Here is a 24,614-nt window from a genome sequence, read left to right on the forward strand (position 1 = left end):
GAGTCCCGCAGGCTCGTGAGCACCGACCACCCTATCCCGCAACGCCCCAGCACCACCCAGTTGCTGACCGCTTTTAATACCGCCTCCGTGCGCTGGCCCGGTGCCCTGCGCGCGGCCTTGGCGCTGCTGCTTCCCGGCGCCTTCGCCCTGCTCACCGGCCACGACTACGCCATCCTGCTGCTGGCCACCGGCGCCTTTGCCGTGATTTTCGGCGAGGGCCACCCCTTTCGCACCCGGCCCCGCGTCATCCTCACCGCGGGCCTGGCCCTGACCACCGTGGCGACCGTGGGCGTGCTGGTCGGCCACCTCATTTTCGTCCCCGGGCACGGGCACTGGTGGCTGCTGCTCGCCGGATTCTATTCCCTCTTGCTCGCCGCGCTCTGCGGCTTTACCCAGAACGCGCTGCGCCTGCCGCCGCCGGGCGCCTTCTTCCTCGTCTTGGTCGGCGGCGGTTCGGTGATGCTGGCGCGGACGGATACGAGCGTCGGCCAGCTGTTCTTCTGGTCCCTAACGGGCGTGCTGGCCAGCCTGATTCTGGGCATGGCGCCCGCGCTCATTGATGTGCACGGCCCCGAGCGCCGCGCCGTCGCCGGCTTGGAAAAGGCCACCGCGGCGTTTGTCTCCGGCGAGGACGATTCCCTCGCGCGCCACCACCAGGCCCAAACGGCGCTGTCGACGGCCTGGCAAGCGCTTGCCGATGCCGGCATTATCCGCGGTGGCCGCATCATCAACTCCGCCGCCGCGGGCCTGGTGGATCGCACCTTGCAGGCCCAAAGGCGCATCGTCGCGCATAACCGCGCGCTGGATTTGGGATCTTCTTCGGATCTGCTGACCGATTACGCCACCGATGTGGATCCGCACCGCACCGCCATCCCGCACACCCGCCCCACCGGGCGCTACCGCATCTACCGCGCCGCGGTGCGGGATTCGCATGCCATGGTGACCACGCAGAAGATTGTGGTCTCCGCCGCTATCACCACGGTGGTCAGCCTGTCTTTAGGTTTTGACCGCCCCGACTGGGGCGTGGTCTCCGCCTTCCTCATGCTGCAGTGGGGACCAGACCACGTTGCCGGCACCGTCCGCGGCATCCACCGCATGGCCGGTTCCATCGTCGGCGTCATGCTGTTTTCTATCTTCCACTACTTCGGCGTGTCCGGGTGGAGCCTGCTGCTAGCCCTCGCCGCCTGCCAATTCTGCGCGGAGATTTTCGTGGCCAAGAACTACGCCATCTGCGTCATCTTCTCCACCCCGCTCGCGCTCCTGATGGGCAATTCCGCGCAGCGCCCCCTCTGGCCCACTATCCAGGCGCGCATCAGCGAGGTCCTAATCTCCATCATCGTGGCCACCATCGTGCTGTGGCTCTGGCAGCGCTCCGCGCCCGTCCGGAACCAGCACCGCCTGCAAACCCGCGCCATGGAATCCATGTCCACCCTGCTCGGGTTGCTGTTTATCAATACCCCCGAAGAGGTCCTAACCAGCCGCCGCGACCTGCAATACGAGTTGTTATCCGAGCGCCGCGCCATCCAATCCCTCGCCGCCGATAACCCCGCCACCGCGCGAGAATTGTGGCCGCGGCACATCGCCATCCAGCACGCGGGGTATTTCTTACTCGACTATTGCTCCACGCACCCGTTCAGGATGGCAAGCAGGGAGGAGCTAGATGGCATCGTCAAGCAGATTCACGCCGCGCATGCCCAACCGCGCTAGCTTGTGGAATGCGCTGTGGTGCTGAACAATTAGGTCGGACCCCGCCGATCTAAGGACACCGTGACTTCTTCCTCCCGCGCCTACAAGCGCTCCCTCGAACCGCACGATAAGGGCAGCGCCGTCGGGCTCTACCCGCACAATATGCACCCCGGGCTGGTGCCTGGCATCAGCGTTGAGGACCAACGCAACCGCTTCGGCCTGGATAAATCGTTATTTTCCATCACCGCCTTCCTCATCGTGGCCTTCATTATGTGGGGCATTACCATGCCCGATAACCTGGCCGCCGCCTCCTCCACTGCCTTTAACTGGGCCATCACCAATACCGGATGGTTGCTCAATATCACGATGCTGCTAGCCACCGTGACCATGGCCTATATCGGGTTCTCCCGCCTCGGCCGCATCAAGCTTGGCACGGATACGGAAACGCCCGAATTCAGCTACTTCAGCTGGGTAGCGATGATGTTTGGCGCCGGCATCGGCGTCGGCATCTTCTTCTACGGCCCATCCGAGCCGCTATCGCACTACCTCAGCCCTCCCCCGCACACCGTGGATAATGGCAGCTCCGTCGAGGCACTGCACCAGGCAATGGCCCAGTCGCACTTCCACTGGGGCATTTCCCCATGGGCGGCCTACGCCTTAGTCGGCGCGGCCATTGCCTATTCCTCCTACCGGCGCGGGCGCGTTCCCCTCATTTCTTCCATCTTCCAGCCGCTCTTCGGCTCCCGTGCCACGGACGGCCCGCTGGGCAAGCTTATCGATGTCATGGCGCTTATCGCCACCCTCTTCGGCACCGCCGCTACCTTGGGGCTTTCTGCTATTCAAATCGGCCAGGGTGTCAGTATCATTCGCGGCGCGGGCCCCATGACCAATTCCGCGCTCATCATCGTCATCGCCGTGTTAGGCTGCGCGTTTATTATCTCCGCGGTCTCCGGCGTCGCGCGTGGCGTGCGCTACCTGTCCAATATCAATATCACCTTGACCTTGGGGCTTGTAGCCTTCGTCTTCTTGGTCGGGCCCACCCTATTGCTGCTGAACCTGATTCCTTCGGGCATCGTGACCTATATCGATCAATTCCTGCCCATGATGGCCAAGGGGCTATCCTGGGGCGATGAGACCATTGAATTCCAGTCTTACTGGACGGCGTTTTACTGGGCCTGGTGGATTGCGTGGACGCCGTTTGTGGGCATGTTCGTCGCCCGCGTCTCCCGCGGCCGCACCATTCGCGAATTCGCCGCCGTGACCATCTTCGCCCCCCACCGCCATCTTGGCGCTGGCCTTTACCATCTTTGGCGGCACCGCCATCACCTTTAACCAAGACGGCGTAGAGGGCATCGACGGTGAATCCTCCAATGAACAGGTGCTCTTTTCGATGTTCCAGGATCTTCCCCTTGGCACCATCACCCCCTTTATCCTTTTGGTCATCCTCGCGGTCTTCTTTGTCACCTCGGCTGACTCCGCATCCGTGGTCATGGGCACCATGTCCTCCAAGGGCGATCCAACCCCGAATAAGCTCATCGTCATCTTTTGGGGCCTGTGCATGATGGGAATTGCCATCGTCATGCTGTTGACCGGCGGCGAAGACGTGCTCACGGGCCTGCAAAACCTCACCATCCTAGCCGCCTTGCCCTTCTGCCTCGTGCTGCTAACCATGATGGTGGCGTTCATCAAGGATCTGCGGTCTGATCCAATGTTTATCCGCCGCACCTATGCCCGTTCGGCAATGGACAATGCGGTCATGCGCGGCATCGCAGAGCATGGCGATGAGTTCGAGTTCTCCGTCCAGCACGCCGAAGACGGCCGCGGGGCCGGCCATGACTTCGATTCCGCCGCAGACCGCTACACTGAGTGGTACCAGCGCACGGACGAAGAAGGTCGAAACGTCGATTATGACTTCGAAACCGGCGAATGGTCCGATGGCTACGACCCAGAGGAGGAGAAGTAATGGGTCTTCCCAGCGACGTCGTCCTCGACGGCTACACCCTCATAGAGCAGCACGAGATTGACCACGAATTCTTATTGCGCGGCTCGCCGCTTAGCACCAACACTCCCCTGCTCTTCGCACTCACCATCGCCGGCATCGTACTCGTGGCCTCCAGCATATTTCTACGCGGGCGCGGGCGGGTCATCGCCGGTGTACTGGGCGCGGTGCTCACGGTCAGCAAGCTATGGTGGATGCCCTTCGCCTTGGCGCGGCGCTTCGATGACGGCCAGGTCTTCGGCTATACGCTCAAGTACTTCCCGCAGTACTGGCCGGTAGCCTCCATCATTGTCGGCGCCATCGCGCTCATCGGCCTCGGCTCTGCCGTTATCCGCCGACATTAACATTATTTCTGCACGCCGGCGGCCTCGCGCATGGCCTTGGTCTGCGCGGAAGGGTGCTCGTTTTCGGTGGCCAGTCGCTCGAAAGCCACGGCGGCGAGCGCCGCCGCTTGCATGCCGAGCACGGAGTCATCAAAACGCATCATCGGCGAGTGATTCCACTCGCGCTGGTTTTCGGGCGTCGAAGGGTTGGCCGTGCCCATCCACATAAACGTGCCCGGCACTTGGGAAAGGACATAGCCGAAGTCCTCGGACGCCATCATAGGGGCCTCGAAGGGCTGCATGTTTTCCGCGCCAAACATCTGCCCCCACAGCGTGGCAGCGAATTGGTTCTCCCGCGGGTTCGTCTTGGTCGTGGGATACAACACCTCGAAATCCACCTGCGCGGTGCACCGGTGTGAGGCAGCCACCGAGCTAGAGACCTCGGTGATCATTTGGCGGACGGCGTCGATCTTTTCATCGCGAAGCACGCGCACCGTCGCCCCCAGCGCCGCGCGATCCGGAATGGCGTTATACGCACCATTGCCCGCCCATAGGTTGGTCACGGTGATCACGATGGGCTCCAGCGCGTCGAAGCGGCGCGTCAGCGCGGTCTGCAGTGCCATCTGGATTTCCGCCAGCGCCGCGACGGGGTCGATGGCATCGTGCGGGCGGGACCCGTGCCCGCCCTTGCCCAGCACCGTAATGGTCAGGTTGGACGAGCTTGCCATCATCGGCCCGGGAACATAGTGGAACGTACCCCGGTCCTGCGGGCCCACGTGCAGGCCGTAGGCGGCGATTGGGCGTCGGCCAGCGGCATCGAGCACGCCCTCTTCGATCATCGGCTGCGCACCGCCCGGGCCTTCCTCGCCGGGCTGGAACATAAAGGTGACATCGCCATGCAGCTCCTCGCGGTGCTCACAGAGCATGCGCGCGGCCCCAATCAGCCCCGCCGTATGCAGGTCGTGGCCGCAGGCGTGCATGTATTCATTGATCGACGCAAAGGGGCTGCCGGTCTGCTCATGCACCTCCAACGCGTCCATGTCCGCGCGCAACAGCACCGAAACCGGCCGCTCGCCGCGCTTGCCGCCGCGCAGCACCGCCACCACGGAGCTAAGGTCCTGCCCCACATGAATCTCGAGCGGCAGTCCCTCGAGCGCCTCGAGGACCTTTTGCTGTGTACGCGGCAGGTGCAGCCCGATTTCCGGGTGGCGGTGCAAATCGCGCCGAATGTCCTGCAGGTCCTCCACCATGTTTTCGCCCATGTCCTGAAAAATCTCCGTCGCCGGCTGCTTGCCGATGCGCGCCCTTGTCACCGGCAGCGGCGGCAACTCCTGCGCCTGGCGCGGGACGGACTTACGGCCGGGGTGGTTGGGGCGGACAATTTTCGTGGGATCAGTCATGTGGGCTCCTTTACTCGCTGTCGTATTCGACAATACCGCAGGTTATCCACAGGGTGAATGGGCGTCGAGGCGTCAGGTGTGACGCGTGGGGCGAGTTATCCACAGGCGGGGCGACGCAGGCTTTCCCGCGGGTGGACGGTGGCTTAACCTCGCAGGCATGACCCGCTTGCAAGACTACGCCCGCCAATTAACCTCGCCGATGGAGCTTCTCGGCGAGGTCTTCGGCCTTGCCGAGGCGGACCTGCGGCGGCTTGGCATTTCCCGGCAGGAATCGCGCGAATTGCTGCTGCTTGCCGATGCCTACTTCGGCCCCACCTCCTTTACCCGCCGCCAGCGCACGTGCCGGGCGACGAAGCACTGCTTAACCACGCTCAAGTTGATTGAAAAATACGTCTCCCGCACCAAGACGAAGCGGGATGCGTGGGCGCTGCGGGCAGAGTTGTGTGGAACTTCGGGGGACATCGACAAGCTGGCGCGCACTCGGCTCAAGGAAATGTATCCTCCCCGCCAGCCCCAGCGCGGGGTGCGCATGACCCGGCGCAAAGGCGGGCCCTCCACGCTGTCTATTACTGGAGATTCCGATTTCATCGCCGACCTGCACTCCACCATTGGGGAGGATTCCCCGCTCGAGGCCGTCGACCGCATCTTCTTCCGCGGTGGTGCCACGCGCCCGGTGGCTAGCACCAATATCGTCATCCACCTCGATGAGCTGGATGAGATATTAAATGGTGGCGGCGAAGAGGTCACGCTGCAGATGACCAACGGTGCCGAAATTTCCGGGGCCAAGTTGGTGGAGAAAAAGCTTGCCGAGGTTGGACTTGTCACCCTCATCCATCCCTTCGAGGGCCCGGTCAACCTCTATAGGACCTCGCGGTTCGCCTCTGAAAAGCAGCGGCTGATGGCCGCTGCCGAAAACCCCTCCTGCCCGTGGGCGGAGTGCAATTATCCGGCCGATAAATGCCAAGTCCACCATCTCCAGGCGTGGAAGCACGGCGGCGAGACGAATATGGACAACCTGACCATTGCTTGCCCCTATCACAACGGCGTCAACGACGATGACCCGCACGCCCCGCCGGTGCGCGGCCGCCTGCATCGACACCGCGGCCGCATCGAATGGCTTCCGCCCTGGGCCTCGCCGCCCGGCTAGGTGCCGCCTTTACTTGATTCGAATGAGCCGGCCCCGAGCAGTTCTGGGGTTCCTAAGTAAGTGGCGCCTTTTCCTACCGTTGCTCTTCTCATTGCCGCCGATAGCAACCGCTGGTTTAGCGGTTGCCGGTTTGGCATGCCATAAGCCATCTACCCTGCGGCCCGTATGCTGTGAGACCCGTGCGCCGTAAGGCTCGTGCGTCGTGGGAACCGTGTGCCAGAAGACAGGGCGCCCTGGGATCCGGGCGCCGTGGGATCTTTGTGCCGGGAGAACGGTGCACCGGGAGACCCTGTGCCGACGGTGCGTTGTGGTGTGCCTCCATCGCTGGGTGCTAAGTCAGGGCCTTGGCGCGGTGATAGATGTTCACGAGCGACCAGTGGCTAGCTGGGTAGGAGGTTTTAGGCTTCGAGGAGGCTGCGGCCGAAATAATCGGATTCATCGGTGATGCCGGGAAGCGCATAGAAGTAGCCGCCGCCGTAGGGGCGGATATAATCAGCCAGCGGTTCGCCTTCGAGGCGTTTTTGCACCGTAACGAATTGTCGTTCCAGGTCCTGCTGGAAGGAGATGAAGACCAGCCCCACGTCGAGGGTGCCATTATCGCGCACGCCGTTGTCGTAATTATAAGCGCGGCGCAGCATAAGTTGGTCAGCGGTTTCTGGGGTGCGGGGGTTGGCCAGGCGGATGTGGGCATCGGTGGGAATGACATCGCCGGTGGCATCATCGAGGTAATCTGGTTCGGCGTGTTCATCGCCGCCCGATAGCGGGCCGCCGGTTACGCGGTCGCGGCCGAAGATTTGCTCCTGCTCGGCGATGGAAATGCGGTCCCAAAACTCGGTGTACATGGCAATAAGCCGCACCGCCATATAGCTACCGCCCGCGGCCCAGGCAGGCTCATCCGAACCGGCCCATACGAGCGAATCGTAGTCATCGGGGCCAGGATTGACGATGCCATCCTTAAACCCCAGGTGATTGCGCTGCGTGCCCGATGGCCGCGGGGAATTCATATAACCATTTTGCCGCCAGCGCACCGCCACATCGCCGCGCGTATGTCGCAAGATATCGCGCAGCGCGTGGAGAACGGTATCGCGTTCATCGGCGCAAATCTGCAAGGCTAAGTCACCGTGGCACATTTCTTCTTGCAGGGAGTCATCGGCAAATGCTTCCATCGCGCGCAGGTGGGCGGGCTTGTGGGCGGCAAGGCCGAAGCGGTCATCGAAAAGCGAATCGCCCACTGCGAGGGTGATGGATAAGTGATCGGCCGGCAGCTCTGGGCCCAGCTCGCCCGAATCCATCGCCGGGTAAGCAATGCCATCGGGCGCGGGCGTGCCACCAGCGGTTAAGATGCGCGCCCTTTCACTTAGTGTGCGCAGGAGCTTGTCCAAACGGGCTTTTGTCTTCACCTGCACGTCCAGCGCCACTATTTCCGAGTACTTCTGCGGGGGATTGATGATGCCTTGCTGGTGTTCGCCGTGAAAATCCAGCGCGCCCGGGCGATCCAGTGAATCGGTGGATTCCAGCGGAAGCGAGGTGGGCTCGGCTCCTGCTCCCGGGGCTGCGCCGACGGCCGCGGAGGCGGCGAGGCCAGACAAAAAGGAGCGGCGGGAAAAGTTAAACGGGCACGGCACTAGTTCATCCTCCGGATAACGGTCATGGTGGCAACCGGGGCGAGCAGCTCATTCGCCTTGGCGACGCCCGCCTGCAAGCGCAAGCGGTCCTCCTGCGGCCAGTCCGCAAAAGCGACGCTAGACGCACCACCGTATTTATCGTCGAATTCCTCAGCAAGGGAGTCCAAATCCGCGAGCTGATCATAGATGGGAGCGGTGTCTAAACCGCGATCCTCGACCAAGGAGCGCACGGGATCCAACGTCACCCGCGTCGATGTAATAACCCCGCGCAGGGCGGCAGGCAGGGCATGGGCGCCGAAATCGCGCTCGCCGCGCAGGTCAAAGCGCTCGAACTCCTCCATCACCTCATGCGCGCGCAGCCCATAATCCGGGGCGGGGATGGCGAAATGGGCGGTATCGAGGGCGTGGGCGGTTTTGTCGGTGGCATCGGCAAGCGCGGTGGCGGGCAGGGCGGCATCGCTAGGCGGGCGATTGGACCACAGGATGCGCTCGATGTCTTCGTAACCCTCCAAATCCGGGCCCGGCCACTCCGCGCTGGAATCGTCGAAGGAACGGTAATACTCCAGGTAGTCGAGGTAGGCGGCTTTGGCGGCGGAGCGGGAGGAGGAGGTGGCATCGGCAAGCGCATGCGCGCGCTTTTGCAGCTCCGGCACGCGCTCTTTCTGGTTTTCTGCCTGCTTGATGGACACCGCGGCAACCTCGTGATCCGTAATGGGAACCATCTTGGGCGCGTTGCTCACCGTGGACCCCGTTACCGTGAAGGCGTCCGACTCCACGGCGGAGTCGTTGTGAAATACGCAGGTCAGGTGGTAGGTTCCGTCCTCCAGCTGCGGGTTCCACTCGCGCACGGCAGGGGTGCCGATGCGCTCGAGAACCTGGTAGGCATTGCCCTTGTCATCGGAAACGTAGACCGTGAGGGCAAGCCCGGTGGTGTTATTGATCTTCCATTTCGCCTCACCCTGCACGTCCTCAGGCGCCGGGCAGGAATACACATCGCGCACGGCGAGCTCGCGCGTGGGTTGCTCGTCGCTGTGCCCGGCGAGCCTCGCCTGGGCAGCCGTTTGCGGGATGGAAAGCCCAACGGCGAGCGCGAATGCAGTGGCGAAACGGGAAATCTTCATAAATTAGAATGGCAGGTTCTTCAAATCAAGGCCGGGGTGGCCGCTCATGAACCAGCCGATGATACCGGCGGCGATGCCCAGTGCGGCGAGGATGCCGATGATGCCTGCCTTGGAGGAACCGGATGCGGCGTGGTTGGTGTCCGGCTGCTGGGCTTTATCCAGCGTGGTCACGGCGGGAACGCCCTGCTCGGTAACCTTGGTGTCATTCATACCATCGACAACCGGCTTCAGGTTGGTGCCAGCGCGCGAGGTGTCGTCGACGCGCTCGACGGAGCTGTAATCCTCCGCCACCGTGCCATCGGTTTCGTTGAGGAAGAGCTTCGGGGCTTTCTCCGCGGCGGCGAAGTCGAACATGCCGGTGAGTTCACCCGCGCGGTCATCGAAGGCATCCCCGCCCAAGCGGCCGAGGCCCCAGTTGTCCTGGATGAACTTGGTCACCGAGGTCTGCTCGGTATAGGTGGAATCGATGTGGTTGGTCTTGGCGTAGGGGGATACAACTAGCAGCGGCTGGCGGGTGCCGGGGCCGCACTGGCCGTTCTTATCGCCCTTGATGCCTACCTTTGCGGCAGCGGCGGTGCAGATTTCTTTATCTTGGTGCGGGTCGGCGGAACCATTAAGGATTTCCGGCGCCTTGTGGTCGTACCAGCCATCGGAATCGTCGTAGGCGATGACGACTGCGGTGGAATCCCACTCCGGGGAGTTCTGCAGCTCGTTGATGTAGTGGGTGATAAACGCCTGCTCATCCAGCGGGTTGGAGTAACCGGCGTGGCCATCCTGGTAGTTGGCGGCCTTGAGGAAGGACACGGAGGGCAGGTTGCCCTGCTCGATGGCGGTATCGAAGTCCGCGAGGTCGTACTGGTGGTTTGCCTGGTCGGTCTTGCCAATCATGTCATCGCTGGACGGGGCCAGGTGGTGCGGGTTGGCGGTAGAGGCGTAGTACTGGAACGGCTCGTGGTGCGGGTTGTAATCCGTCTGGTTCTGGCCGGTCAGCGTGGTGTGCGAAGAACCGCAGCGGGCGCGGGAGTCCTTCGTCGCCTCATCGGTGGGGCGGAATCCGCCTTGGAACCAGCCCCAGGTGACGTCCTTATCGTTGAGCTGGTCACCGATGTTCTTGGAGTGCATCGCGGTGACTTGGTTGGTACCGGCGGAGGACTTATTGGAGCAGTCATCGAAAAGCGGGTCTGGGTCGCCCACGACGGTGGCGGTGCTGCCGTCCTCGGATACGCCGGCCAGGGCGTGGTTCTTGCCATCCTCGATTTTCTGCTGGTCGCCCGTGGCTGGGTCGTGCATGGTGGCATCCGCGACGGTGCCGGAAATCAGGTTCAGCGCGCCCGGGGTGGAGGGTCCGAAGATAGTGGAAAAGCTGTTGTCATTCAGCGCGAAGTTCTGCGCGTAGTTCCACAGGCCGGTCACGGTATTGCCGTCGTAGTATCCCATGGTCATGCCGGGGGTGGCGTACGAGCCTTCGCCATACTTATCGATGTCCGTGGACACCGTCTCCGGGAACTTGTCCATCTTGCCGCCGTTGTAGGCTTCCTGCTCATCGGCGTAATGGTGGTTCTGGTCCGTGGTCACGGCGTGTTCGGGAGCGATGCGGAAGGGCTTGATGGAGTTGGGGTTCTTCTCCCCCAGCAGGTCAGTATTTTCGAGGTTTTCTGCCCGCGGGGTATCGTCCTTGGCGGTGAATTTGGGGGCGGGCTTCTCGCTGCCCTGGAGTTTCTCGTCGTCGTTATTTGCGGCGTGTGGGTAGGTGCCAAAGTAGTGGTCGAAGGAAATGTTTTCGGAGTAAATGACCACGACGTGATCGATGGGGGTCTTGGTTTCGGCCTGCGCGATGCCGGGAACCAGAGAGGTTGTAGCAGCAGCTGCGGCGCACACTGCCACAGCGCGAGAGCGAAGCTTCATCTTATTTTCCGCCTTAAGTCGAGTGAAACAAAGAGGGAGAAAGTGGCTGTGGCTCGCCGAAGAGTCATCGGTCGCTTTCGAATCGAAATTAAACGCCGCCCACCTATAAACCGCAAATACTCAAAAAGGGCATTCCTGGTCTCAGGAATGCCCTATAGGTGCAGCTCAACCTCGCTTTTAGGCGGCGGCCACCGCGGAGATTGTTAACTGAAAGTTAAGGTACTATTACGCTGCACTTTCCAGTGCCTAGTCGTCCCCATCGGTCGACAGCGCCGCCACGAAGGCCTCCTGCGGCACCGACACGGAGCCCAAGGTCTTCATGCGCTTTTTACCCGCCTTCTGCTTTTCCAGCAGCTTGCGCTTACGCGAGATATCGCCGCCGTAGCACTTGGCCAGCACGTCCTTGCGCATGGCGCGGATGTTTTCGCGGGCGATGACTTTGGTACCAATGGCCGCCTGGACGGGGACCTCGAATTGCTGGCGTGGAATCAATTCCTTTAGCTTCTTGGTCATCTTATTGCCGTACCACTGGGCGGAATCGCGGTGGATAATAGCGGAGAAGGCATCGACCGGGTCGCCGTTGAGGAGGATATCCACCTTGACGAGGTCCGATTGTTGCTCGCCGGCCTCCTCGTAGTTGAGCGAGGCGTAACCCTTGGTGCGGGATTTCAACATGTCGAAGAAGTCGAAGATGATCTCACCCAAGGGCATGGTGTAGCGCAGCTCCACGCGGTCTTCGGACAGGTAATCCATCCCACCCATCTGGCCGCGCTTGGATTGGCATAGCTCCATGGTCGGGCCGACGAACTGCTCGGGCACGATGACGGTCATGGAAACAATGGGCTCGTAGACCTCATTGAGCTTGCCTTCCGGCCAGTCCGAAGGGTTGTGAACCCAGCTTTCCTCGCCATCTTCTGCCACCACGCGGTAGGTCACGGACGGGGCGGTAGAAATCAGGTCGAGACCGAACTCGCGCTCCAGACGGTCGCGGGTGATTTCCATGTGCAGCAGGCCCAAGAAACCACAGCGGAAGCCGAAGCCAAGGGCGACGGAGGTCTCGGGCTCGAAGGTCAAGGAGGCATCGTTAAGCTGCAGCTTTTCCAGCGCATCACGCAGGTCGGGGAAATCGGCCTGGGAGATGGGGAAAAGCCCGGAATAGACCATCGGTTCAGGGTCCTTGTAGCCCTTGAGCGGGGTTTCGGCGCCGCCATGGGACCAGGTAACGGTATCGCCCACCTTAGTCTCGCGCACGTCCTTCACGCCAGTAATGAGGTAGCCCACCTCGCCGGGGCCCAGGCCATCGCACTTTTGCATCGTGGGCGAGACGATGCCGATTTCCAGCAGCTCGTGGTTGACGTTGGTGGACATCATCGTCACCTTCTGGCGCGGAGTGAGTTTGCCGTCCACCATGCGGATATAGGTCACCACGCCGCGGTAAGTGTCATAGACGGAGTCAAAAATCATCGCGCGCGCGGGCGCATCGGGCTCGTACTCCGAGGACGGCGGCGGCACCAACTCGCAGACCTTATCGAGCAGCTCAACCACGCCTTCACCGGTCTTGCCCGATACCTTCAGCACTTCCTCGGGCTCGCAGCCGATGATATTGGCGATTTCCAGCGCGTACTTATCTGGGTCCGCCGCGGGCAGGTCGATCTTATTGAGCACCGGGATGATTTCCAGGTCATTTTCCATCGCCAAGTACAGGTTGGCGAGGGTTTGGGCTTCGATGCCCTGGGCGGCATCGACAAGCAGGATGGCTCCCTCACACGCCTCGAGCGCGCGGGAGACCTCGTAGGTAAAGTCCACGTGGCCGGGCGTATCGATCATCTGCATGACAATCTGCTCGCCTGCCGATGCCCCCGATTGCGGCACCCACGGCAGGCGCACGTTCTGCGCCTTAATAGTAATGCCGCGTTCACGCTCGATATCCATATTATCGAGGAACTGGTCACGCATATCGCGCTCCGCAACCACCTTAGATAGCTGCAGGATGCGGTCTGCCAGCGTCGACTTTCCGTGGTCGATGTGAGCAATAATGCAGAAGTTACGGATCCGGGAGGGATCCGTAAACGTCGTGGCCGCAAAGTTTTCAGACATACGTCTACAATAGTCGACATGAATTCCGGCATGCTCACCCGTCTGCGCGAGGCGCTCGGAATCAGCGAGCGCGAGCCCGTGGACTCCGGCCTCAACCGCATCAACTCCCAGTTAGGGCTGGACAGGTCCACCCACAGCCACGAGCCGCGCAAGGCCGCCTCCATCCAGGTCGAGGCCACCGCGGCGCACCCCCGTTCCATCTTCTTCTCCCCCGATATGGATGGCCAGGCCGATTCCGGCGAGGTGGTGTGGGTGTGGACGCCTTCGGAAGGCAAGCAGTCCCCTCCCCGCGAGCGCGCCATCTTGGTGGTCGGGCGCACCCGCACCACGGTGACGGGCCTGCTCATTTCCGCCAACCCGGAGCATGCGCTTGACGATGCCTGGCTCGAAATCGGCTGCGGCGAGTGGGACGCCTCTGGGCGCAATTGCTGGGTGCGCTTGGACCGTTTATTGGAGGTTTCCGAGGAGCAGGTGCGCCGCCAGGGCATCCTTTTCCCAGAACGCAGGTTCGAAAGGATTGCCAACCGCTTGCGCTCGCGCTATCACTGGGCGTAGTTCTGCGGCGCGGCGCCCGCAGACTTGGCTGGTGCGCGGTTGCGCTGCTACTATGTGCAAGTTACTTACTTTCCGGGCGCGTTGGTCGGGGCGGGCAGGACCTTGGGTTCGCTCTTCGAATACCAGCGCCGAGCGCTCTCCTCGTTCTTAGCGAGGGGATTCGCGGGACACGTCCGGCGGGTTTGTTTCTGAATCAATCATCTTCGATTATCAAGAGGTATTTTCATGGCTAATATCAAGTCCAAGCAGAAGCGCGTTCTGACCAACGAGAAGTCTCGTCAACGCAACAAGAGCGTGCGTTCCGCGGTTCGCACCGAGATCCGCAAGTTCCGTGCGGCCGTAGAGGCGGGCGACAAGGCTGCAGCAGAAAAGCAGCTGCGCGTTGCTTCCCGTGCACTGGATAAGTCCGTTTCCAAGGGCGTCTTCCACCGCAACGCTGCTGCTAACAAGAAGTCCGGTTTGGCCACCGCCTTCAACAAGATGGACTAGTAACTAGCCTTCTTGTCTCCCCCGAGCAAAGCGCTGCCTGTGTGCAGCGGCTTGTTTGGGGGATTTTTATTGCGCCGGTTTTGTTGCGTCGGATGGACCTAGGCTAGGTCATCGTCGAAGTAGGCCTCGAAGATCTTGCCCGCATCCGCGTAGGCCACCGATAAGGATGTCCGGCCATGGGTTTCCACGAAAGTCTGGATGGCGGTTTGAAACTGCGTGTGGATGATATTGACCGTCGGAATGAGCCTCGGATCCGAGGCCTTCCACCCTTCGCGCGCTTGCAATGCCCGGCGGATGTGCATCATGACGCGCTCGTTTCGGCGCCAATACATGGACAACAACTTCCCGTCTTGGGAAAGCGCCTGGGCGGTCAATTGGGAAATCTCCGGGAAATGATCGTTGCCCACGGCGTGATCAAATTCCGCATTCGCCATGATCGCAGAATCCTCCCGCAGGCTACCCGTGGGCAGGCCAGCGGCGAAGTTCTGCAATTGCTGGTCGAACTTTTCCGAAACCTCCGGGCCCAGAACCGCCGATTCCTTATCCTTGACGTAGTTAAAAAGGGTGCGCCGCGATATCCCTACGTCTTGTGCAAGCGTTTCCATGGTGAACCCGTCATACCCGTGGTCAATGACGAGCCGCAGTGCTGCGACGCGGATTTCTGAAATGCGCGGCATACTCTCTCCCCTCTTTCCCACGACCCCGTGGGAAACCCAACTATTCAATCCCCTTAAACATGAGATTTTTCTTCACCTTATAGTCTTTCTCCCCGCCAAGAAAAACCGACCCTTGCTAGGCTTCCCTAACCACCACAAAGCGCTGAGGTTCCCGCATGTCAACGCGGAATTCTCGGCCCGTAGACAGTCAACCGCGGGGATATTTTGCGCCGGAGCGCCGGTACATGTGAGCACGCAGGACGCGCGGCACAGGAAGGCAGGGGCGCTGGGCTTCTCCCGCGCGGGTGCTAGCGCCGGAAGCAGGGCCCAGGCAGCTCTCCCCATGCAGGCCGATACTCTTCAGCACGCCGAATTGCACCTTTATGGGCTAATATGTTCGAAAGGGCGATGGTGTTCGTGTCTGCGGGGGCGGCTAAGATAAGTCACCAATGAACAACGTCAAGCCTCTGGTGAAATGGGCCGGCGGGAAACGCCAGCTCTTGCCGCATATTCACGCCGCCCTGCCCGCTGGGACGCCGCGGCGTTATTATGAACCCTTCATCGGCGGCGGCGCGGTTTTATTTTCGCTCACCCCGGCCTCTGCGCGGGTCAATGACCTCAACTCGGAGCTGATTAATTTATATGAGGTAGTGCGCGAAGGCGTCGACGAGCTCATCAGCCTGGTTTCGACGTATCCGAACGACGCGGACTTTTTCTACCAGCTGCGCGCGGTGGACCGGGATGCGGAACGGTTCGCGGCGCTTTCTGCCACCGAGCGCGCCGCGCGGACGCTGTATCTGAATAAGACCTGCTATAACGGCCTGTACCGGGTAAATTCCGCGGGGCAATTCAATGCGCCTTTTGGCCGTTATAAGAACCCCACAATTTGTGATGCGGATACGCTGCGCGGGGTCCACGAGTATTTTCGGGACAATGACGTTACCTTCACGCAGGGCGATTTCACCACGGCGGTGGCAGGTGCTGGTGAAGGAGACTTTGTCTATTTCGATCCGCCCTATGACCCGGTCAACGTCACCAGTTCCTTTACCGGTTATCAAAAAGGCGGTTTTGACCGCGCGGAGCAAGAGCGCTTGAAGGCGGTGTGCGATGATCTCGATGCCCGCGGGGTGAAGTTCCTCCTGTCCAATTCCGCCACGGAGTTCATCCGCGAGCTCTACGCGGATTTTTCCATCGACACCGTGGCGGCCACCCGCGCCATCAATTCCGTGGGATCGCGCCGCGGCAAAGTAGATGAAGTGCTCGTGCGCAACTACGAGGTGGGCCATGAGTAAAGCACCGAGCGCACAGGAACAGCGGGAGCTTCGCGCGCTGTTCGGTGTCCCTGAGGGCGAAAAGCTTGGCCTCGATGATTGGGGATGGCTGCGCATTCTAGCCTCGGGGTGTGGCGAGCAGCTGGAAGAAAAAGGGTACTTCTACCTCACGGCCAAAGAGCTAAAGGAGCTTTCCGGCCGGGAGCCGCGGCTGATGGCCAAGCACGACTTTTCTACCTCGCGGCCGTGGATTTTCAAGGAATTGGGGCTTGGGATCCTTCCGGTTAGCCGCAGCGAATACTTCGTTGGGCCGTTGGACCTGTACGAACGGTTCCCGGACCCGACCCACGCCGGGCCGAGTTCTGTGCGCACGTTGGACATGCCCGCGGGCCTTGACACCCTCGATATCGAAAGCGTGAACTCGGAATCGATGGCGTTGAATGTGGCATCGGCAAGCGGCATGCTCGAGCACTTCTTGGGATGCGAACCATTGCAGGCCACCGTCGCCGGGCGCATGTCGTCGCTGGAAATGACGATTCCAGTGCCGGATCTGGGGCTGACAGTCAAGGTCGACCGCGCGCAAATGGAAATCGACGGCGGCTTCGAATCGCTCGAGCATTTGGTGCTGGTGGAGGCGAAAAATCACATCTCCGAAGATTTCAATATCCGGCAATTGTATTTTCCGTACCGGCGCTTCCAGCAGTGGCTATCTAAAGCCGTGGTGCCCGTGTTTTTGGTCTACTCGAATGGCATCTTCCACCTGTATCGGTACGATTTCAGTGATCCCGCGGATTTTCGCAGCATCGCGCTGGTAGACCACGCCCGCTACGCCTTGAGCGCTTCGCACCTCAGCGTGGAGGATGCGCTGGGCATCATTGCCTCCGTCGATACCGAACCGGAACCGGTGGGGATTCCTTTCCCGCAAGCCAATAGTTTTGAGCGCGTGGTCAACCTGGTGGAACTCATTGCGCAACAGCCGATGAGCAAGGAGGAAATCGCTGAGGTATACGACTTCCATCTGCGCCAGGCAGACTATTACGCCAATGCGGCGTGCTACCTCGGGCTGCTGGAGCTTGCCGATGCCCACTATCAGCTCACCCCTCGCGGCGAAAAGGCTATCGCGCAGCCGCGACGCGATGGGCGCAACGCTGCCCTGCTGCGCGCGTTGGCGGCGCGGCAAGTATTCCGGCAGGCGCTGGAAATGAGCCTGCAGCGCGGGACGGTGGCCGAGACGCACGAAATTGCGGCGGCGATAGAAGGGCTCGGCCTGGGCGCTGCCACGGCGAGGCGGCGGGCCTCGACGGTGGCGCGATGGATACAGTGGGCACTGGATGTGGTGGCAGAGGGCGATCCGGAAACCCTGCCGGGGCTTTAAGCCACGAGTTGCTGGACGCCGGCGACCACGAGCGCGAGGCCGGCAACGATGAAGAACAGGCCCGATCCGATATCGATCCACGGGCCCGCGGCGATGAGCTTGCGGCGCACCGCATTCGTGGAAATCACCGTGGCCACCACCAGGAAGAAGGCGAAAGCCGATAATGCCAACGCCAGGGTCAGCGCGATGGCCAGCCACAACGGTGGAGATGCCGGCAGCTGCGGGGCAATCATAGCGGCGAGGAAAAGCACGATCTTCGGGTTAGACAGGTTCGTTGCCAGCCCCATTTTGAACGAGTGGCGCAGCCGGCCTAGCTTGGCCTCGGCGTCCTCCAGATCAACGGGTGGGTTGGTGCGCTGTTCGAGGCCACTGCGCAGCGCCCGCCACCCCATGAAAACGAGGAAGCTGCCGCCGATGGCCTGGACCGCGCCTAAAATTCCGGGGAAGGCGGTCAGGAGGGCGGCTGCGCCAAAGACCGTAGCACCGCACCAAAACAACACGCCGATTTGAATGCCCGCGGCCGCAGCGATGGCATGGCGGCGCGACTTGGTGGCGTAGCGAGTGACCAGAATGATATCTGGGCCTGGGGAGGCTACGCCCACCAGGTTCATCAGAAGGATAGTGAAAAAAGAAGTCCAGCTCACTGCGCGGACTCGCCTTCCAAGCGCCCGAGGAGATCCTCGCGGCCAAACATGCGGGCTGAATCGATGGCGGTTGGTTGCCCGGCGGTAGCGGAGGCGCCGGCGTTTAGGAGGGCATCAATAACCGCGTCTTCTTTTTTGAAGATCGCACCTGCCAGGGGCGATTGGCCGCGATCATTGAGCAAGTTTACGTCGGCACCGGCCTCTGCTAGCGCGGCAACGAGATCTGCGTGGCCGTGGTAGGCGGCAAGCATGAGAAAAGACTGGCCGTCTTGGTTGACCAGATTGATATTGACGCCTTGATTAATATAGTCCAGCAGATCCGGGTTTCCCTCCCGCGCCATGTCAAAGAGCCGACCGGCGAATTCTTGCACTTGTTCCTCAGACATGGACTCTAGCTTAACGTGCCAATTCCGCGACTCGTTTTACGGCCGCCTCAACGGCGAATTCGGGCTCACCACCTTGGCCTTTAACGGCGGCGTCCAGTTCGGAGACGAGGATGACGGCGGCGGTGATGGCATCAGCTGTCCAGCGCCTAGCCACCGGCTGGGTCATTTTCACCACATACGGGGCAAGCCCTGTTTGGCTGGAAAGTGTGTACTGGTCCCCGCGGGCGGAATACAGGCGCGCGACGGCCCCGACCTTATTGGCCAAAGCCGCAGCGATGGCCACGGGGCTGGCTCCGAGCTGGAGGGCGCGCCGACAGGTGGAAACGGCAGCCTCGACGCGGCCGGCGACGGCGGCATCGGCAATGTCCCAGTTGGCTACCTCGGCCACGCCGACATAATAATTGCGCACCGCTTCCTGCGTGACATTGCCACCCGTATCGGCCACGAGCTGGGAAATGGCGGAGGCAAGTTCGCGGAGGTCGGAGCCGACGCCGTCGAGAACAGCGTGCACGACGTCCGGAGTGGGGCGAACACCGTGGGAAGCAAACTCGCGGGTGGCCCATTGGCCCAACTCATTGGGGTAGAGCGAAAAGACCTCGTGCACCTCCGCAATCTTGCGGAGTTTCGCCACCAGCTCCGGCGCCTTCTTCTTTTTCTTCAGAGTCTTTGCGGCCACGGAATAGACCACCACCATGGTCATGCCCGGCGCGGGATTGGCGCAGGCGCGCAAGATGATATCGACCACCTCTTTCCCGGCGCGTTCACAGTCCGTGATGACGATGACGCGGTTATCGCCAAACAGCGACGGGCTGGTGGCCTCTAAGATTTCGCCCTCGGATACCTCGGAAGCCTTGAGAGTCATCAATTCGGGGCGATTGCCTTCGCCTTCGGTCGCGGCCTTGTGGATAGTGTGGCGGGCGCGTTCGGTGAGGAATTCATCGTCGCCGAGAATGAGGTGTACGGGAGGCATGTCCATCATTTTAGCGCTAGGCGGCAAGCAGACCCAGACAAGCGATAACCCCCGCCAAGGTCAGCCATGGCCGGTGATAGAGCAGCCCGGCGATGACCCATCCATATGCGAGAAGCGTAAATAGCGGGTGGGCGGTGATGGTGACCACGGGCAGGCTGGCCACGCCGTGGGCGATGGTATTGATCCACCACGCTGCGGGTTCGATGAGTTTTAATAATCCCGCGGCGATAATGCTCAAGGGGCCTAGCTGCGCGGCGATGGCCGCGAGCAGCCCTACCACGGTAATGGGTGCGGTGGCGGGCGCTACTAGGACATTGGCGAGGACCGAGACGACGGATACCTCGCCGGACATGAGGGCGATAAGCGGCAGAGTGAGGATATCGGCGGCAATCGCCACCGCGATAGCGCGCAGAAAGATGGCGGGCCAGCCGGTGACCGCTAGATGGGAATAAATAAGCGGGCTTAGCATGACGATGCCGAAGGTCGCCGCGCACGATAGCGCGAAGCCAAAATGCACCGCGAGGTCCGAATCCACGAAAAGGAGGGTGAGGATGCCGAGGCTGAGCGCGTGGATGGGTTCCATGGTGGAAGAGTGCAGCACCGCGAGCAGGCCTACTACCCCGGCGACGGCTGCGCGCTGCACCGACGGTTCAAGTCCCACCAAGATGACATAGGTGGCTAGCGCGGCCAAGGACACCGCCACCCTAGTGCGCGGTCCGGCGGCACACGCGGCGCAAACGATGGCGGCGAAGGAACAGACGATGGCCACATTGGCACCAGACACTGCGCTGAGGTGCGATAGCCCGGTATCGATGTAGAGTTCGCGCTCGGCGGGGCTTTGCAGGGAGGTATCGCCAAGCACCATGCCTGGGATGAGCCCCTGGCTACTCGGGCCTACCGCCTCTAGTACGACCGCGCGGAAGTTATCAGCCACCTGGGCGGCCCAGCCGGCCAAGCCCGAAGGGGGCGCGTCGATACGCAGATGGGAGGCGTTGGCTATCACGGTTCCCACTCCGGGTTGGTCGGACTCGGAAAGCTGTACCGCGGCCGTGACCTGCGTTCCTGCGGGTGCGCTAAGCGGCTCGGGGCTAAAGACCGGAAGCTGCGCGGGGTAGCCTGGGACATCGAGCCGGATGAACCAACCGCCGGTGCTCGTTTGGGTCGGCGCGGTGACCACGCGGCCGGTAATCTCGCGGCCGAAATCGAAGGCGGCCGCTCGCGCCTGCCGCACGGCGGCTACGAAGGCGGCGGCGCTGGCGAGCACGCCGCAAAAAATAGCTTGGCCCCAGTGCCGAGCGAGCAGGCATATTCCTACGACACTGCCGATGCACGCCACGGCCCACCCCTGCCCGAAAACCAGCACCGCGATGACCGCCACCCATGCGGTCAGGGCGCCGGGCAGCAGACGGAGTTCTTTCATCGCGGCGTGGCCTCTTCTGCCTACAGCTGCACGTCATCTTTGAGCTTGGCAAACTTGGCAGGCCCAATCCCGCTGACCTCGAGGAGTTCCTCGACGTCCTTAAATCCCCCGCGCTCTTCGCGGAAGGAGACGATGGCTTCCGCGGTGACCTCCCCTACCCCGCTGAGATCCGTGAGTTCGGCGGCCGTGGCGGAATTCAGGCTGACTTTATCGCCGCCGGAGGGTGCTGCGCTGGGGGCATCGGCAAGCGCGGGGTCGGGCGGGGCGCCTTGGGGCAGGACGTGGAGCTGCTGGCCATCGGCAAGCCGCTGCGCTTGGTTGAGCGTCATGGTCTCCGCCTCCGGCAGGGGTGTGGCTGCGGCGAGGGCATCGGCGACGCGGGCGCCGGGCTCGAGGGTCTTCAGGCCGGGCGCTGCAACCTCGCCGACGACGGATACGACGATTTCGCTCGCCTCCGCGCTGGGCTCGGCGGTGGTACTGCCCATCGCTGCGGGCTCGGGCATGCCGGACTCATCCGAATTACGGGAGCTCAGGCCCAGCCAAATAATGACGCCCACCACCACCATGATGGCTACCGCGCACGCCTGCCAGCGGCTGATGCGCACGCGCGGGCGCGGGTAATCGACGCGGAGGAGTTCTTCCTCGCCGGTGGGTTGGGTAAATTCGCGGAGTCGTTCGCTGATTTTGGGAGACGCCATAGCTCACAGGCTAGGAAGCCCCCGCGTGCGGTGCGGGGATGTGGGCGGAGGCGCTGTGGATAAGTCGTTGCGGGACGCAACCAAACGGGCTGAGGCGGGGCGGTTATCCACAATCAGGGGCCCACAGGCCGGCCAGCTTCGCGCGTGCGTGCGAGGGCCTAGGAGCTAAATACGGCAGATACCCCAATGGCGGAGGGGCCGGCGTGCACAGCGAGCACCTCAGTTAGGGGCGTGGTGATAAAGGACGTGCCTTCTGGCAGGGCATCGCGCAAGAGGCCCTGCAGCTTGTCCGCCGCCTCGCCAGCCTGGTTGTACTGAATGGCGATGAAGGCGGGCTCCCCGGTAGCGCGGGCGGCGATGATCTCTACCACCTTGGTGAAAGCCTTGGTTTGCGTGCGGGTTTTTCCCACCAGCTCCAGCTTGCCGTCCACGATGGACATAATCGGCTTGGTGGCTAAAAGCGCGGTGGACAGCATGGCGGTGGCCGCGGACATGCGGCCCGAGCGACGCATGTCCTCCGTGGAATGCAGGTACACCCAGGTAGCCGCGCGCTCGATGCTATCTAGCGCCGCCGCGTGGCATTCTTCCAGCGCTGCGCCGTGTGCCGCCTTGGTGGCAGCCGCCATCGCCGCCGCACCCATGACCATGCCGGCCGAGCCGGAATCGATAACGCGCACCGTATCAGGAAAAACCCCTGCCGCAGCCACCGCCGCCGACCACGTAGATGAAAGCTCCTTGGACAGGTGGATGGCGATCACGCCATCATCCTGTGCCTTTTCCATTTCCCGGCCGTAGGCCGCGGCCAATTCGAGGGAGGACAGACCCGAGGTGGTGCGCAGTTTTCCGCCCTTGTCCTCGCTATCCATCACGTGCAGGTCAATGACGGTGATATCGAGTTCTGCAGCAATCTCTGGGGGCAGGCTGGCCGCGGAGTCAGTAATGACGCGAACGGTCACTAGGTATCTGCCCCTCCATCACCGGTGACCTCGCCCCCCATATTCCACCCGTCGAAGTACCACTGCGCGCTCGCCACCGTCTCTGGCGTGAATTCCAGGGAGGTCACGGGGGTTTCCGGGTTGAAATCCGGGCGGGCGGTCAGCTGCGACCAGTGGGTATTTTTCAGGCCGGATAAAATGCCGTACTGGCCGTGATCCAAGCCCAACAGGTGGCACGTGAGCGCGGAGATTGCACCACCGTGGGCGACGATGAGCACGGCGCCGTCATCCCAGCCGGAAAATTCCTGCATGAGCTCGTCGATGACCGGACGAGCCCGCCGCGCCACATCTACGCGGGACTCGCCCTCCGGCGGGGCCCAAGTGGGATCGTGGCGCCAGATGGCGCGGGCGCCGGGAAATTCCGCATCCACTTCGGCCGAGCTCTTGCCCTGCCACTGCCCCAGATTGGTCTCGCGCAGGCGAGGGTCCGTAGAAAAGTCTAAGCCGAGCGATTCTGCCACCACCCGCGCGGTTTCTCGCGCGCGCTGCAAATCGGAGGCGACGATTTTTACCACGCCCTGATCCCGGAGCAGGCGCGCGGCGGCGCGGGCCTGTTCATAGCCGACATCGGAAAGCTCAGTATCCAAGTGGCCCTGCATGCGGCCGGAGGCATTGTAGGTGGTTTGTCCGTGGCGGATCAGAATCAGGCGGCGGCTCATGGTGGGGTTAAAGCTCCTCGTCCTCGCCAGGGGCCTTTTGCGCCAATGGCAGCTCATCAATGGAATCCACGGTGCGCGGATTGACGCCATTGGTCCAATCGCCGGGGCGCTCGGGCGGCTCAATGCCCTCGATCTCCACCAAGGGGCAATCGTGGTAGAGGCGGTCGAGCCCATAGTGCTCGCGCTGGTCCGTGCGCTGCACGTGGATGACGATATTGCCATAATCCAGAAGCACCCAGCGGTTTTCGCGGTTGCCCTCGCGGCGCTGCGGCTCGAAGCCCTGGGCCGTCATCTGGTCCTCCACCTCATCCACGATGGAGCCGACCTGGCGCTCATTATCGGCAGAAGCCAGCACGAAAACCTCGGTGATGGCAAGGACATCGGAGACATCAATTGCCGCGATATTGCTTGCTAGCTTGTCCTGTGCGGCGTGCGCCGCGGTTGCCGCCATGCGGCGGGCGAGATCAGAAATAGACAATGTATAAAAATTCCCTTTTCGCGTCTGGTGAGGAAGTGTCTTTTAGCTGTCTATTCTTGCACGTTCGGCGCGATTGTGCCCAAACTTGAACTATAAAGGTTTATCCGGCTGCGCAGAGTACAGGTTATTTTTGGTGATGTATTGCACCACCCCATCCGGAACCAGGTACCACACCGGGCGGTTTTGGGCGGCGCGCTCGCGGCAATCCGTAGAAGAAATGGCCATAGCAGGGATATCGATGAGGTTGATATCTTCCCGCGAGCCGGCCGGCAGCATATCCGTGCTCAGCTCGTAGCCCGGGCGTGTAACGCCCACGAAGTGCGCCATGTCCAGCATCTCTTCCCAATTATGCCAGCTCATGATGGATTGTAGGGAATCCGCACCGGTGATGAAGTAGAACTCGGCGCCCGGGAAAAGCTCGCGCAGATCGCGCAGGGTATCGATGGTATAGGTAGGGCCCTTGCGGTCGATGTCCACGCGGGAGACGGTAAAACGCGGGTTGGAGGCCGTTGCCACCATGGTCATCAAATACCGATGCTCCGCGGCCGTGACCTCGCGGGAGGCCTTCTGCCACGGCTGGCCGGTGGGAACAAAGACTACGGTATCGAGGGCAAAGCGGTGCGCCGCCTCGCTGGCGGCGACCAAGTGGCCATTGTGGATTGGATCAAAGGTGCCGCCCATGATCCCAATGCGCTGGGAATTGGTCATGGCTGGA

At 62.0% G+C, this 24,614-nt stretch carries 22 protein-coding genes and 1 pseudogene; 8 read left to right on the plus strand and 15 right to left on the minus strand.

Translation table 11 applies throughout. From position 1 onward, the window contains the following. Positions 1-15 precede the first annotated feature (15 nt). The 3 genes and pseudogenes from CACC_RS08855 to CACC_RS08865 all read left to right on the plus strand — a co-directional run bounded on the left by CACC_RS08855 (position 16) and on the right by CACC_RS08865 (position 4,029). Entirely contained in the window at positions 16-1,707 is a 1,692-nt protein-coding gene (locus tag CACC_RS08855; protein ID WP_005278038.1) for an FUSC family protein, read from the plus strand. A gap of 141 nt (positions 1,708-1,848) precedes the next feature. Beyond that, positions 1,849-3,649: pseudogene (locus tag CACC_RS08860) on the plus strand (BCCT family transporter). Continuing rightward, a complete protein-coding gene (locus tag CACC_RS08865; protein ID WP_005278033.1) occupies positions 3,649-4,029 on the plus strand; it encodes a hypothetical protein in 381 nt (126 codons plus the stop codon). Before CACC_RS08860 ends, CACC_RS08865 begins: the two are co-directional and overlap by 1 nt. A gap of 2 nt (positions 4,030-4,031) precedes the next feature. Here CACC_RS08865 and CACC_RS08870 read toward each other — a convergent pair whose 3' ends face one another. Further along, positions 4,032-5,408: a M20 metallopeptidase family protein gene (locus tag CACC_RS08870; protein WP_005278031.1), complete on the minus strand. Its 1,377-nt coding sequence runs from the start codon at positions 5,406-5,408 to the stop codon at positions 4,032-4,034. A 157-nt stretch (positions 5,409-5,565) separates the two neighbouring features. On the opposite strand from CACC_RS08870, the gene CACC_RS08875 reads away from it, so the two are divergent. Further along, positions 5,566-6,555 carry an HNH endonuclease signature motif containing protein gene (locus CACC_RS08875; protein WP_005278029.1) on the plus strand — a complete coding sequence of 330 codons (990 nt, stop codon included), beginning with the start codon at positions 5,566-5,568 and terminating at the stop codon, positions 6,553-6,555. Between the two features lie 398 nt (positions 6,556-6,953). Here CACC_RS08875 and efeB read toward each other — a convergent pair whose 3' ends face one another. The 4 genes from efeB to lepA form a co-directional block, all read right to left on the minus strand. After that, complete coding sequence (efeB, locus tag CACC_RS08880) at positions 6,954-8,180, minus strand: iron uptake transporter deferrochelatase/peroxidase subunit (protein WP_005278027.1); 1,227 nt, start codon at positions 8,178-8,180, stop codon at positions 6,954-6,956. Then, positions 8,180-9,301 carry an EfeM/EfeO family lipoprotein gene (locus tag CACC_RS08885; RefSeq protein ID WP_005278025.1) on the minus strand — a complete coding sequence of 374 codons (1,122 nt, stop codon included), beginning with the start codon at positions 9,299-9,301 and terminating at the stop codon, positions 8,180-8,182. The genes efeB and CACC_RS08885 overlap by 1 nt, the downstream gene beginning before the upstream one ends. Before the next feature lie 3 nt (positions 9,302-9,304). Then, positions 9,305-11,206, minus strand: coding sequence for a phospholipase C (locus tag CACC_RS08890; RefSeq protein WP_005278024.1), 1,902 nt, complete (start codon positions 11,204-11,206; stop codon positions 9,305-9,307). Positions 11,207-11,452: 246 nt separating this feature from the next. Beyond that, complete coding sequence (gene lepA / locus CACC_RS08895) at positions 11,453-13,303, minus strand: translation elongation factor 4 (RefSeq protein ID WP_005278019.1); 1,851 nt, start codon at positions 13,301-13,303, stop codon at positions 11,453-11,455. Between the two features lie 18 nt (positions 13,304-13,321). Here lepA and CACC_RS08900 point away from each other — a divergent pair, with 18 nt between their 5' ends. Together CACC_RS08900 and rpsT are read left to right on the plus strand one after the other, a co-directional pair. Continuing rightward, complete coding sequence (locus CACC_RS08900) at positions 13,322-13,858, plus strand: type II toxin-antitoxin system PemK/MazF family toxin (protein ID WP_005278018.1); 537 nt, start codon at positions 13,322-13,324, stop codon at positions 13,856-13,858. A gap of 225 nt (positions 13,859-14,083) precedes the next feature. Beyond that, positions 14,084-14,347 carry a 30S ribosomal protein S20 gene (rpsT, locus tag CACC_RS08905; RefSeq protein ID WP_005278016.1) on the plus strand — a complete coding sequence of 88 codons (264 nt, stop codon included), beginning with the start codon at positions 14,084-14,086 and terminating at the stop codon, positions 14,345-14,347. A 98-nt stretch (positions 14,348-14,445) separates the two neighbouring features. Here the strand turns inward: rpsT and CACC_RS08910 are convergent, their stop codons facing one another. After that, positions 14,446-15,024 carry a TetR/AcrR family transcriptional regulator gene (locus CACC_RS08910; RefSeq protein WP_005278014.1) on the minus strand — a complete coding sequence of 193 codons (579 nt, stop codon included), beginning with the start codon at positions 15,022-15,024 and terminating at the stop codon, positions 14,446-14,448. A 428-nt stretch (positions 15,025-15,452) separates the two neighbouring features. On the opposite strand from CACC_RS08910, the gene CACC_RS08915 reads away from it, so the two are divergent. Together CACC_RS08915 and CACC_RS08920 are read left to right on the plus strand one after the other, a co-directional pair. Beyond that, positions 15,453-16,295: a DNA adenine methylase gene (locus CACC_RS08915; RefSeq protein WP_005278011.1), complete on the plus strand. Its 843-nt coding sequence runs from the start codon at positions 15,453-15,455 to the stop codon at positions 16,293-16,295. Further along, on the plus strand, positions 16,288-17,649 hold the full coding sequence (locus CACC_RS08920; protein WP_005278007.1) for a type II restriction enzyme: 1,362 nt from the start codon (positions 16,288-16,290) through the stop codon (positions 17,647-17,649). The genes CACC_RS08915 and CACC_RS08920 overlap by 8 nt, the downstream gene beginning before the upstream one ends. On the opposite strand, the gene CACC_RS08925 is transcribed toward CACC_RS08920, so the two are convergent. From CACC_RS08925 to nadD, 9 genes are all read right to left on the minus strand, one after another. Continuing rightward, entirely contained in the window at positions 17,646-18,293 is a 648-nt protein-coding gene (locus CACC_RS08925) for a LysE family translocator (protein ID WP_005278005.1), read from the minus strand. The genes CACC_RS08920 and CACC_RS08925 overlap by 4 nt on opposite strands. Beyond that, positions 18,290-18,679, minus strand: a complete 390-nt coding sequence (locus tag CACC_RS08930) for an ankyrin repeat domain-containing protein (protein ID WP_005278003.1) — start codon at positions 18,677-18,679, stop codon at positions 18,290-18,292. Before CACC_RS08930 ends, CACC_RS08925 begins: the two co-directional genes overlap by 4 nt. A gap of 10 nt (positions 18,680-18,689) precedes the next feature. Then, on the minus strand, positions 18,690-19,658 hold the full coding sequence (gene holA / locus CACC_RS08935) for a DNA polymerase III subunit delta (protein WP_005278001.1): 969 nt from the start codon (positions 19,656-19,658) through the stop codon (positions 18,690-18,692). Between the two features lie 7 nt (positions 19,659-19,665). Then, positions 19,666-21,069 carry a ComEC/Rec2 family competence protein gene (locus CACC_RS08940; RefSeq protein WP_005277999.1) on the minus strand — a complete coding sequence of 468 codons (1,404 nt, stop codon included), beginning with the start codon at positions 21,067-21,069 and terminating at the stop codon, positions 19,666-19,668. Between the two features lie 20 nt (positions 21,070-21,089). Further along, entirely contained in the window at positions 21,090-21,767 is a 678-nt protein-coding gene (locus CACC_RS08945; protein WP_005277997.1) for a ComEA family DNA-binding protein, read from the minus strand. Positions 21,768-21,925: 158 nt separating this feature from the next. Then, positions 21,926-22,723 carry a DegV family protein gene (locus tag CACC_RS08950; RefSeq protein WP_005277994.1) on the minus strand — a complete coding sequence of 266 codons (798 nt, stop codon included), beginning with the start codon at positions 22,721-22,723 and terminating at the stop codon, positions 21,926-21,928. Next, positions 22,723-23,421: a histidine phosphatase family protein gene (locus CACC_RS08955; RefSeq protein ID WP_005277992.1), complete on the minus strand. Its 699-nt coding sequence runs from the start codon at positions 23,419-23,421 to the stop codon at positions 22,723-22,725. Before CACC_RS08955 ends, CACC_RS08950 begins: the two co-directional genes overlap by 1 nt. Positions 23,422-23,428: 7 nt before the next feature. Continuing rightward, the gene (gene rsfS, locus CACC_RS08960) at positions 23,429-23,872 is read right to left on the minus strand and encodes a ribosome silencing factor (RefSeq protein WP_005277990.1); all 444 of its coding nucleotides are present in this window, start codon (positions 23,870-23,872) and stop codon (positions 23,429-23,431) included. A gap of 117 nt (positions 23,873-23,989) precedes the next feature. Next, a complete protein-coding gene (gene nadD / locus CACC_RS08965) occupies positions 23,990-24,607 on the minus strand; it encodes a nicotinate-nucleotide adenylyltransferase (RefSeq protein WP_005277988.1) in 618 nt (205 codons plus the stop codon). Positions 24,608-24,614: the final 7 nt, after the last annotated feature.

Origin of the sequence: Corynebacterium accolens (assembly GCF_023520795.1) — a bacterium.
Classification (GTDB): Bacteria; Actinomycetota; Actinomycetes; order Mycobacteriales; family Mycobacteriaceae; genus Corynebacterium; species Corynebacterium accolens.

What these genes read in the sequence shown, in the direction of transcription:
- CACC_RS08955 (WP_005277992.1), bottom strand. Translation starts at nt 23,421, where the DNA reads ATGAGCCGCCGCCTGATTCTGATCCGCCACGGACAAACCACCTACAAT.
- CACC_RS08865 (WP_005278033.1), top strand. Translation starts at nt 3,649, where the DNA reads ATGGGTCTTCCCAGCGACGTCGTCCTCGACGGCTACACCCTCATAGAG.
- CACC_RS08890 (WP_005278024.1), bottom strand. Translation starts at nt 11,206, where the DNA reads ATGAAGCTTCGCTCTCGCGCTGTGGCAGTGTGCGCCGCAGCTGCTGCT.
- CACC_RS08915 (WP_005278011.1), top strand. Translation starts at nt 15,453, where the DNA reads ATGAACAACGTCAAGCCTCTGGTGAAATGGGCCGGCGGGAAACGCCAG.
- CACC_RS08900 (WP_005278018.1), top strand. Translation starts at nt 13,322, where the DNA reads ATGAATTCCGGCATGCTCACCCGTCTGCGCGAGGCGCTCGGAATCAGC.
- CACC_RS08875 (WP_005278029.1), top strand. Translation starts at nt 5,566, where the DNA reads ATGACCCGCTTGCAAGACTACGCCCGCCAATTAACCTCGCCGATGGAG.
- CACC_RS08870 (WP_005278031.1), bottom strand. Translation starts at nt 5,408, where the DNA reads ATGACTGATCCCACGAAAATTGTCCGCCCCAACCACCCCGGCCGTAAG.
- rsfS (WP_005277990.1), bottom strand. Translation starts at nt 23,872, where the DNA reads ATGGCGGCAACCGCGGCGCACGCCGCACAGGACAAGCTAGCAAGCAAT.
- lepA (WP_005278019.1), bottom strand. Translation starts at nt 13,303, where the DNA reads ATGTCTGAAAACTTTGCGGCCACGACGTTTACGGATCCCTCCCGGATC.
- holA (WP_005278001.1), bottom strand. Translation starts at nt 19,658, where the DNA reads ATGATGGACATGCCTCCCGTACACCTCATTCTCGGCGACGATGAATTC.
- rpsT (WP_005278016.1), top strand. Translation starts at nt 14,084, where the DNA reads ATGGCTAATATCAAGTCCAAGCAGAAGCGCGTTCTGACCAACGAGAAG.
- nadD (WP_005277988.1), bottom strand. Translation starts at nt 24,607, where the DNA reads ATGACCAATTCCCAGCGCATTGGGATCATGGGCGGCACCTTTGATCCA.
- CACC_RS08940 (WP_005277999.1), bottom strand. Translation starts at nt 21,069, where the DNA reads ATGAAAGAACTCCGTCTGCTGCCCGGCGCCCTGACCGCATGGGTGGCG.
- CACC_RS08910 (WP_005278014.1), bottom strand. Translation starts at nt 15,024, where the DNA reads ATGCCGCGCATTTCAGAAATCCGCGTCGCAGCACTGCGGCTCGTCATT.
- CACC_RS08930 (WP_005278003.1), bottom strand. Translation starts at nt 18,679, where the DNA reads ATGTCTGAGGAACAAGTGCAAGAATTCGCCGGTCGGCTCTTTGACATG.
- CACC_RS08885 (WP_005278025.1), bottom strand. Translation starts at nt 9,301, where the DNA reads ATGAAGATTTCCCGTTTCGCCACTGCATTCGCGCTCGCCGTTGGGCTT.
- CACC_RS08945 (WP_005277997.1), bottom strand. Translation starts at nt 21,767, where the DNA reads ATGGCGTCTCCCAAAATCAGCGAACGACTCCGCGAATTTACCCAACCC.
- CACC_RS08920 (WP_005278007.1), top strand. Translation starts at nt 16,288, where the DNA reads ATGAGTAAAGCACCGAGCGCACAGGAACAGCGGGAGCTTCGCGCGCTG.